The sequence below is a fragment of the Streptomyces sp. NPDC054956 genome, assembly GCF_053609185.1.
Window position 1 is genome coordinate 1 of the sequence record NZ_JBSGXB010000299.1, and the last position, 9,180, is coordinate 9,180.

Sequence of the window (9,180 nt, forward strand, 5' to 3'; positions counted from 1 at the left end):
GCCCCCACGTTCGCGCACGTGGGGGCGGCCCGGGTCAGGGGGCCGGAGGGGCCCGGTGGGTCAGTCCTCCGGGAGTTCGACCGGGGCGATCTCGTCGTAGAGGTCGCCCGGGCCCGGGTTGGTGGAGTCCGTGGACCCGCCGAGGTGGTGCATGACGCCCCACACGGCGTTCAGCGCCGTCTGGACCGCACCCTCCGCCCAGCCCGCCGTCCAGGAGATGTCGTCGCCCGCGAGGAAGATGCCGCGCTTGTCCTCGGGGAGGCGGTCCTGCATGAAGTGGGTGAACAGGCGCCGCTGGTAGCGGTAGTGGCCCGGCAGGTTGGCCTTGAACGCGCCCATGAAGTAGGGCTCGTTCTCCCAGGAGACCGTCACCGGGTTGCCGATGATGTGGCGGCGGATGTCGACCTTCGGGTAGATCTCGCCGAGGGACTTCAGCATGACCTCCATCCGCTCGTTCGCGGACAGCGGCAGCCACTTGAGGCTGTCGTCGCACCAGGTGTAGGACAGGCAGATGACGGCCGGCTTGTCGGGGCCGTTGTCCAGGAGGTACGTGCCGCGGGTCATGCGGTCCGTGAGGGTCATCGACATGACGTCGCGACCCGTCTCCTCGTCCTTGTCCAGCCAGAAGGGGCGGTCCACCGGGATGAAGAGCTTGGACGACTCCATGTAGTGGGTGCGCTCGATCGCCGTCCAGTGGTCGATCGGGAACAGCGAGTCGTCGCACGCGATCTTGGACAGCAGCATCCAGGACTGGGCCGTGAAGATCGCGGCGCGGTACGTGCGGATGTCGCCGGTGGCGTCCGTCACCGTGATGCGGTTGCCCGCCGTGCGGTGCAGGCGGGTGACCGCCGGACGCGGGGTGCCGTCGTGGAGGGAGGACAGCGAGGTGCCCTGCGCCCAGTGGACGATCTTCTCCGGCTCGCGCTCCCACATGCGCAGCGGGAGCTGCTGCGAGCCGCCCACGATGCCGCGGTGGTGGTCGTCGGCCTCGGTGTAGACGACGCGCAGGATCTCGAGGATCGAGTTCGGGAAGTCGGTGTCCCAGCCGCCGGTGCCGAAGCCGACCTGGCCGAAGATCTCCCGCTTGCGGAAGGACTTGAAGGCCTCGGACTTGCAGAGGAAACCGTAGAAGGTCTCGTCGTCGAGCTTCTCGACGAGCTTCGCCCAGATCTCGCGGATGCGCGGGACGTCCCGCTCGCGCATCGCGGTGTTCATGTCGGAGAAGTCGGCGCCCTCGTCGAGGCAGTCGTTCCACGCGGCGGCCACGTCGCGGTAGATCTGCGGGAGGTCCGCGATGGTCTCGGCGTAGTGGGTCTCGCCCTTGAGGTCGACGACCGTCGAGGGGGTGGCCTCGGCGAGCGGGTTCGGGAAGGGCTCGGTGACCAGGCCGACGAGGTCGATGTAGTGCTGGAGGGCCGTGGAGGACGGCGGGAAGCGCATGGCGCCCATCTCCGCGGTCAGTCCCTCGGTGCCCGCGCCCTCGAAGCCCACCGTGCGCAGTCGGCCACCGATCTGGTCGGCCTCGTAGACGACGGGCTTGAGGCCCATCTTCATCAGCTCGTAGGCGGAGATGATGCCGGACAGCCCGCCGCCGATGACGGCGACCTCGGTGCCGTGCTCGGTCGCCGGTATCTGGCCCAGGCCCGCCGGGTGCGCGAGGAAGTCGTCGTACGCGTAGGGGAAGTCCGGTCCGAACATCGTGATCGGCGGCTGACCGTCGCTGTGCGGGACGGCGGTGGTGGGCACCGTGGACGTCATGGGGTACGACTCCTAGCGGGGTGGGGCAGGGGGGAAGGTCGAGCGGGGGCGGCGGGACCGCGGTCAGACGAGCGAGGCGTACAGGCCGGGGCGGCGGTCGCGCAGGTACGGGTTGGTCTCGCGCGAGACCCGCAGCAGCTCGGGGTCGGCTTCGCCGAACACCAGCTCCTCGCCGCGGCCGGCCCGGGTCCGGGTGACCCCGTCGGGGCTCGCCAGGCAGCTCAGGCCGACGAACTCGAACTCGCCCTCGGGGCCGGTGCGGTTGACGTACGCGATGTACATCTGGTTCTCGAAGGCCCGTACGGGGACCAGCTGTTCGGCGACGAACTGGAACGGGTGCATCTGCGCCGTCGGCACCAGGAGGAGGTCGGTGCCGGCGAGCGCGTGGGCCCGGACGTTCTCGGGGAACTCCACGTCGTAGCAGATCATGATGCCGATGCGGAGACCGCCGAGGTCCGCCTGGACGACGGGGGTGTCGCCGGGGGTGAAGGCGTCCTGCTCGAAGCAGCCGAAGAGGTGGGTCTTGCGGTAGTTCGCCAGCCGGGTCCCGTCGGGGCCGATGAGCTGCGCCGTGTTGTAGACGGCCTCGCCGTCCCGCTCGGGGTACCCGTAGAGCACGGCCACCCCGTGGCGGCGGGCGATCTCGCCGATGGCGCGGGCGGACATGCCGTCGGCCGGCTCGGCGAGGCGGGCGATGTCCTCGATCTCCAGCGCGTAGCCGGTGAGGAACATCTCCGAGGTCACGAGGAGCCCGGCCCCCGCCTGTGCGGCGCGCGCCGCGGCCTCGTCGAGCGCCTTCAGGTTGTCGGCGGTGTCGCCGAGCCTTCCGGAACTCTGGAGGAGGGCGGTGCGCAGCGGGGGCATGGGCGTACCTCTGTGGCAGGAGGGGTGGGAGTCCTATAGACGGTACGTTCGCGCGTTCGACCCCGACAAGCCGTGACCGTTGCGCTCGGCGCATCGATTCGTTGCGCATTGCCGGGCCGGTGCGGCGATTCGTTGCGCGGAGGCCGTCCGAAGGCCCCGGGAGGGTCTCGCGGTGGTGCCGGGCGGGTCCCGTGGGTCCCGCCCGGTGCCCTGTCCGGCGCCCCTTCCGGCGCCCCTTCCGGTTCCCTATCCCGCCGTACGGAAGGCCGGGTCCGTGCCGAGCCGGCGCAGGTCTTCCAGGATGTCGGGGGTGTGGTTCGAGACCACGCGGCCGCTCCAGCCGTCACAGAGGGCGGGGACCGTGAGGGCGCCGTCGTGGTGGTGTCCGGAGGCCTCGTAGGCGCGGCGCAGCTCGTCGTGGGCGGCGGAGCCGCGGGAGCCGGGCGGCAGGACGGTCAGGGCCACGGAGCCGCACAGGCCGAAGGAGGCGAGCGCGGAGGCCACGCCCAGGCAGCTCGGACAGTCGTCGTCGGCGAGGTAGATCCGGTACCGGTGCGGGACGGGCGAGAACCCGGTGCCGATCCGCCCCCGCAGGGATTCCTCCGGCCGGGTGCGGGGGTGGGGCGGCTGGTCCGGAACCCGGGCATGGCTCTCGTCGGGCGTCCGGGGACGGGCGGGAGCCTGGAAAGGGCTCTGGACGGGGGTGTGGACATGGCCCTGGGCAGAGCTCCGGACAGGGCTCTGGGCAGGGTTCTGGACATGGGTGTGGGACATGGCTCTCCATCGGTCCGTGTGCGTACGCGCTGGCTCGGCTGGGCCCTCAGGCGGCCGGGGCCGAGGCGCTGCAGACGCGCAGGAGATCGATGTGGAGGCGACGGGTGAGCCAGGAGCGGAAGAGGGGTGCGGGTGACGTGACGAGCTGATCCACCGGCTCCCCCTCGTGTCCGCGGCCCCCGTTAGGCTGGCCATCGCAGTCTCGTGCCGCCGCCTGGGGGCGTCAAGACCGCCCGCGCCGATCGGAAGGAATCTCCCCCATGTCCCGTGCGTCCCGGCCCGATTCGGTCCTCGACAATCCCGTCTGGGCGGCGCTCGAAGGCCCGCACCGGGAGTTCGCCGAGACCGGGCCCGCCGGGCTCGCCGCCCGCTACGCCTCCGGCGTATCGCCCTTCGCCGGGCTCGCCGATCCCGAGGATCCGCGCGCGTGGGCCGATCTGGCGGAGCTCGTCGGCCCCGGCCGGGAGGTCTGGCTGACCGGGCTGCCGACCCCGCCCGCCGGCTGGCAGACCCTGGTGTCCCTGCCGGGCGTACAGCTCGACGGCCGGCCCGTGCGGGGCAAGGAGGAACCCGAGGCGGTCCTGCTGGGCCCCGCCGACGTGCCGGAGATGCTGGAGCTGGTCGAGCTGGCCAGGCCCGGCCCGTTCGGCGACCGCACCGTGGAGCTGGGCACGTACCTGGGCATCCGCCGCGGCGGCCGGCTCGTCGCGATGGCCGGCGAGCGGATGCGCCCGCCGGGCTGGTCGGAGATCAGCGCCGTGTGCACGCACCCCGACCACCGGGGCCAGGGGCTGGCCGGGCGGCTGATCCGCGCGGTCGTGGCCGCCGTCGAGGAGCGCGGCGACAGCCCGTTCCTGCACGCGGCCGCGCAGAACACCTCGGCCATCGGGCTGTACGAGGCGATGGGGTTCACCCTGCGCAGGGAGCCCTTGTTCATCGGGCTTCGCACTCCCGACATGAAGGGTTAACACGGTTTGACACGGCGGCCGTTGTGGCCGGGCTCCGACTGGCCTAGCGTCGGAGGCACGAACGGAACGGGGGTGGCACGGCATGACCGCAAGGACCGGTGGCGGGCCCGTCTCCCCGCGCAGCGCCGTACGCCTGCACTCCCGCGCGCACATCGACCTCCAGCGCGTCGCCGCCTCCCTCTGTCGTTCCTGATCAGCGTTCCGCGTTACGCGCCCCCTGGGGGGTGCTTCCAGCCGCGCCGTCCGATCAGGAGGCAGTTCCGCCATGCCCGTTCCCCCTTCCCGCTCCCCCGGGTCCCGCTCCCCGGAGATCCGCCTCGCCGTCGCCCTGGACGGCGCGGGCTGGCATCCGGCCGCCTGGCGCGAACCGGGCGCGGACGCCGCCCGGTTGTTCACCGCCGGCTACTGGGCAGCGCTCGTCGCCGAGGCCGAGGCCGGGCTGCTGGACTTCGTCACCTTCGAGGACTCACTGAGCCTGCAGTCCACCGATCCGGCCGGGCCCGACGGGCGCAGCGACCTCGTGCGCGGCCGGCTCGACGCGGTGCTGGTCGCCGCCCGGGTCGCGCCGCTCAGCCGGCACATCGGGCTGGTGCCGAGCGTGACGGCCACCCACACCGAGCCCTTCCACGTCTCGAAGGCGCTCGCCACCCTGGACTACGTCAGCCGCGGGCGGGCCGGCCTGCGCGTGCAGATCTCCGAACGGGCGGACGAGGTACGCCACTTCGGGCGCCGTGCGGCGGGGGCGGACACCGCCGCGCTGTACGGGGAGGCCGCCGACCACGTCGAGGTGGTCCGCCGGCTGTGGGACAGCTGGGAGGACGACGCCGAGATCCGCGACGTGGCCACGGGCCGCTTCGTCGACCGCGCCAAACTGCACTACATCGACTTCGAGGGGCGCCACTTCAGCGTGAAGGGGCCCTCCATCACCCCGCGGCCGCCGCAGGGCCTGCCGCCGGTCGCCGCGCTCGCCTCCGACGCCGCCGGCTACCCGTTCCTCGCCGGGTCCGCGGACATCGGCCACGTGACCCCGGGCGATGCCGACGAGGCCCGCGCCGCGGTGGCGGCCCTCCCCTCCACCCCGCACGTGTTCGGCGAGCTGACGGTCTTCCTCGACGGGAAGCCGGCGGACGCGGAGCGCCGGCTGCAGCGGCTGGACGCCCTGCACGGGGCCGCGTACACGAGTGACGCCCGCATCTTCGCCGGGACGCCGGAGCTGCTCGCGGACCTGCTGCTGGAGTGGCACGAGGCCGGGCTGAGCGGGTTCAGGCTGCGGCCAGGCGTGCTCGCCCACGACCTTCCGGCGATCACCCGCGGGCTGGTCCCGGAGCTGCAGCGACGCGGGGCGTTCCGGCGCGCGTACGGGGCCTCCTCGCTGCGCGGGCTGCTGGGGCTGGAGCGGCCCGCGAACCGGTACGCGGCCGCCGCTGCCCCCGGCGCCCCCGCGGGCTCCGCCCCCGCCTCCCTCTCCGCCTGATCCCCCGGAAGGACCGACAGCCGTGAGCAAGCCGCTCAAGCAGATCCATCTCGCCGCGCACTTCCCCGGGGTCAACAACACCACCGTGTGGAGCGATCCGGCCGCCGGGAGCCACATCGAGTTCGACTCCTTCGTCCATTTCGCCCGGACCGCCGAGCGCGCCAAGTTCGACTTCCTCTTCCTCGCCGAAGGGCTGCGCCTGCGCGAACAGGGCGGCGAGATATACGACTTGGACGTGGTCGGGCGGCCCGACACCTTCACCGTGCTGGCCGCGCTCGCCGCCGTCACCACCCACCTCGGGCTGACCGGCACCATCAACTCCACCTTCAACGAGCCGTACGAGGTGGCCCGCCAGTTCGCCTCGCTGGACCACCTCTCGGGCGGCCGGGCCGCCTGGAACGTGGTCACCTCGTGGGACGCCTTCACCGGGGAGAACTTCCGGCGCGGCGGGTTCCTGCCGCGCGAGCAGCGCTACGAGCGGGCGCGGGAGTTCCTCGCCACCGCGAACGAGCTGTTCGACTCCTGGGACGGTGGCGAGGTCCTCGCCGACCCGGTCTCCGGGGAGTTCCTGCGGGACGCGGGTGCGGGCTCCTTCGCCCACCGGGGCGAGCAGTTCGACATCGCCGGGCACTTCAACGTGCCCCGCGGCCCCCAGGGGCGGCCCGTGGTCTTCCAGGCGGGCGATTCGGACGAGGGCCGGGAGTTCGCGGCGGCCGGCGCGGACGCCATCTTCGGCCGGCACTCCACCCTGGACGCGGGCCGCGCCTTCTACGCGGACGTGAAGGGGCGCCTGGCCCGGTACGGCCGCACCCCCGAGGAGCTGAAGATCCTGCCGGCGGCCACCTTCGTACTCGGGGACACCGACGCCGAGGCGCGGGAGCTGGCCCACGAGGTGCGGCTCGCGCAGGTCAGCGGGGCGACCGCGATCAAGTACCTGGAGCACGTGTGGAACCGGGACCTGTCGGGCCACGACCCGGACGGGCCGCTGCCGGACGTCGATCCCGTCCCCGGGGAGAACACCGTCGCGCAGGGGCGGGCCAGCGTGCGCATGCACCGCGATCCGGTGGCCGTCGCGCGAGAGTGGCGGGAGCTGGCCGCCGCCCGGGGCCTGTCGATCCGGGAGCTGGTCATCGAGACGACCGGCCGGCAGTCCTTCGTCGGCTCGCCGCTCACGGTGGCCCGGGCCATCGACAGCCTGGTCCAGGCGGACGCGGCCGACGGGTTCATCCTGGTGCCGCACCTGACGCCCGGCGGACTCGACGCCTTCGCGGACACCGTGGTCCCGCTGCTCCAGGAGCGCGGGGTGTTCCGCCGCGAGTACGAGGGCCCGACGCTGCGCGACCACCTCGGGCTCGCCGCCCCGCGCGCACTGGCCCCCGCCCACCGCTGAAGGCCCACCGCTGAAGGCCCGCTTCCGAAGGCCCGCCTCCGAGGCCGCCTCCGAAGGGCCGCTCCGGAGGCCGCCTCCGGAGGCCCCCAGGCCGCCGCTCCGCATCCCGTCACCGTAGGAGGGAACACCATGCCCGCCGTCCCGCTCGGGGTCCTCGACCTCGTCCCGATCCCGTCCGGCTCCACGGCCCCCGAGGCCCTGCGCGCCAGCGTCGACCTGGCCCGCCAGGCCGAGCGGTTCGGCTTCGCCCGCTACTGGTTCGCCGAGCACCACCTCAACCCGGGGGTCGCCGGGACCTCGCCGGCCGTCGTGCTCGCGCTGACCGCCTCGGCCACCTCCACGATCCGGATCGGCTCGGGCGCGGTCCAGCTGGGCCACCGTACGGCGCTGTCGACCGTCGAGGAGTTCGGCCTGCTGGACGCGGTGCACCCGGGCCGGATCGACCTGGGCCTGGGCCGTTCCGCGGGCGGCCCGCCGAAGCCCGCCACCGGGGAGCCCCCGGTGGCCCGCACCACGGAGAACGGGCTGCGCATCCCGGCCCCGTTCTCCTTCGAGCACCTGCGGGGCCACCCGCGCATCGCGCTCCAGCGCCGGCTGCTGCATCTGCCGGGGGCCGAGTCGGAGGAGTACTCCGGGCAAGTGGGCGACGTACTGGCCCTGTTGCGCGGGGAGTACCGCTCGCCGGACGGGGTGGAGGCGCACGCGGTGCCCGGCGAGGGCGCGGGGGTCCAGGTGTGGATCCTGGGCAGCAGCGCCGGGGTGAGCGCGGAGACGGCCGGGGCCAACGGGCTGCCGTTCGCGGCGAATTACCACGTCAGCCCGGCGAGCGTACTGGAGGCGGCCGAGGGGTACCGGGCGGCGTTCAAGCCCTCGGCCGGACCGGGCGGGCTGGACCGCCCCTACCTGACGGTGTCCGCCGACGTGGTGGTGGCGCCGGACGACGCGGAGGCGCGGGAGCTGGCCACCGGCTACGCGCCCTGGGTGCACAGCATCCGTACGGGCGAGGGCGCGATCCCCTTCCCCACGCCCGACGAGGCCCGCGCGCTGACCCGCGACTGGTCGGCGGCGGACCACGCGCTGGTCGCCGACCGGGTCGAGACCCAGTTCGCCGGCTCCCCGGCGACGGTCGCCGACCATCTGGAGCGGCTGCGGGACGCGACCGGCGCGGACGAGCTGCTGATCACCACGATCACGCACGCCCACGCCGACCGGGTCCGGTCGTACCGGCTGCTGGCCCAGGAATGGGCCCGGCGGGGGTGACGGGTGGCGGCTGACGGCTGTCGCCCGCCGGGGCTTCCCGCGGTGCGCAAGGTCCTCGCGACGGGGGTTTGGCGCGGAGCGGAGCGGTCACACGCGGAGGAAAGCGTCCGCCGACCGCATCGCGAAGGGAACGAACCACCATGACCCGCAAGGTCTCCAGCACCGCATCGACCCCCGCGCCCCGTCCGTCCCCCCGGGCCTCCGCGGCCGGGCCGGGCCGGCTGCCCGGCTCCGCCCTCCACCACTGGCAGTGGCAGTCCCGCGCGGCCTGCCGCGAGCTGGGCTCGAACCGGTTCTTCCACCCCGCGGGCGAACGGGGCGAGGACCGGGAGGAGCGCGACGCCGCGGCGAAGCGGGTCTGCGCGGGATGCCCGGTGCGCTCGGCGTGCCTGGAGCACGCCCTGCGGACCCGGGAGCCGTTCGGGGTCTGGGGCGGCCTGACCGAGGAGGAGCGCCGCGCACTGCTGCGCCCCTCGCGGGCCGGGCGGCGCGCGGCGGCGGGTCCGGCCGCGCAGGACCGGCGGCCTACGCCGGTGCGCCCGAGGTGAAGCGGCGCAGCAGCGGGGAGAGGACGAGGACGGACTTCGTGCGCTCCACGAAGGGCTCGCCCGCGATCCGCTCCAGGACCCGCTCGAAGTGCCGCATGTCGGAGGCGAAGACCTGGACGAGGGCGTCCGCGGCGCCGGGGACCG

Annotated in this window: 10 protein-coding genes; 6 read left to right on the top strand and 4 right to left on the bottom strand. The window is 73.8% G+C overall.

Going from position 1 to position 9,180, the window contains the following annotated elements; genetic code table 11:
* Positions 1-60 precede the first annotated feature (60 nt).
* The 3 genes from ACWGDE_RS31840 to ACWGDE_RS31850 form a co-directional block, all read right to left on the bottom strand.
* Complete coding sequence (locus tag ACWGDE_RS31840; protein WP_453392506.1) at positions 61-1,758, bottom strand: flavin monoamine oxidase family protein; 1,698 nt, start codon at positions 1,756-1,758, stop codon at positions 61-63.
* A gap of 63 nt (positions 1,759-1,821) precedes the next feature.
* On the bottom strand, positions 1,822-2,622 hold the full coding sequence (locus ACWGDE_RS31845; RefSeq protein WP_453392507.1) for a carbon-nitrogen hydrolase family protein: 801 nt from the start codon (positions 2,620-2,622) through the stop codon (positions 1,822-1,824).
* A 246-nt stretch (positions 2,623-2,868) separates the two neighbouring features.
* Positions 2,869-3,396 (bottom strand): hypothetical protein, encoded by a 528-nt coding sequence (locus ACWGDE_RS31850; RefSeq protein WP_453392508.1) that lies wholly within the window; start codon positions 3,394-3,396, stop codon positions 2,869-2,871.
* 260 nt (positions 3,397-3,656) lie between these two features.
* On the opposite strand from ACWGDE_RS31850, the gene ACWGDE_RS31855 reads away from it, so the two are divergent.
* The 6 genes from ACWGDE_RS31855 (at position 3,657) to ACWGDE_RS31880 (ending at position 9,036) form a co-directional block, all read left to right on the top strand.
* Positions 3,657-4,364, top strand: coding sequence for a GNAT family N-acetyltransferase (locus ACWGDE_RS31855; protein ID WP_453392509.1), 708 nt, complete (start codon positions 3,657-3,659; stop codon positions 4,362-4,364).
* A gap of 82 nt (positions 4,365-4,446) precedes the next feature.
* Positions 4,447-4,557, top strand: a complete 111-nt coding sequence (locus ACWGDE_RS31860; protein WP_453392510.1) for a putative leader peptide — start codon at positions 4,447-4,449, stop codon at positions 4,555-4,557.
* 72 nt (positions 4,558-4,629) lie between these two features.
* Positions 4,630-5,838: an LLM class flavin-dependent oxidoreductase gene (locus tag ACWGDE_RS31865; protein WP_453392511.1), complete on the top strand. Its 1,209-nt coding sequence runs from the start codon at positions 4,630-4,632 to the stop codon at positions 5,836-5,838.
* A 22-nt stretch (positions 5,839-5,860) separates the two neighbouring features.
* Complete coding sequence (locus tag ACWGDE_RS31870; protein ID WP_453392512.1) at positions 5,861-7,228, top strand: NtaA/DmoA family FMN-dependent monooxygenase; 1,368 nt, start codon at positions 5,861-5,863, stop codon at positions 7,226-7,228.
* A gap of 129 nt (positions 7,229-7,357) precedes the next feature.
* Positions 7,358-8,488 (top strand): LLM class flavin-dependent oxidoreductase, encoded by a 1,131-nt coding sequence (locus tag ACWGDE_RS31875; RefSeq protein ID WP_453392513.1) that lies wholly within the window; start codon positions 7,358-7,360, stop codon positions 8,486-8,488.
* 140 nt (positions 8,489-8,628) lie between these two features.
* Positions 8,629-9,036 carry a WhiB family transcriptional regulator gene (locus ACWGDE_RS31880; RefSeq protein WP_453392514.1) on the top strand — a complete coding sequence of 136 codons (408 nt, stop codon included), beginning with the start codon at positions 8,629-8,631 and terminating at the stop codon, positions 9,034-9,036.
* Here the strand turns inward: ACWGDE_RS31880 and ACWGDE_RS31885 are convergent.
* Positions 9,014-9,180, bottom strand: a 167-nt coding sequence (locus ACWGDE_RS31885) for an Lrp/AsnC ligand binding domain-containing protein (protein WP_453392515.1), incomplete at its 5' end; no start/stop codon positions are given. The genes ACWGDE_RS31880 and ACWGDE_RS31885 overlap by 23 nt on opposite strands.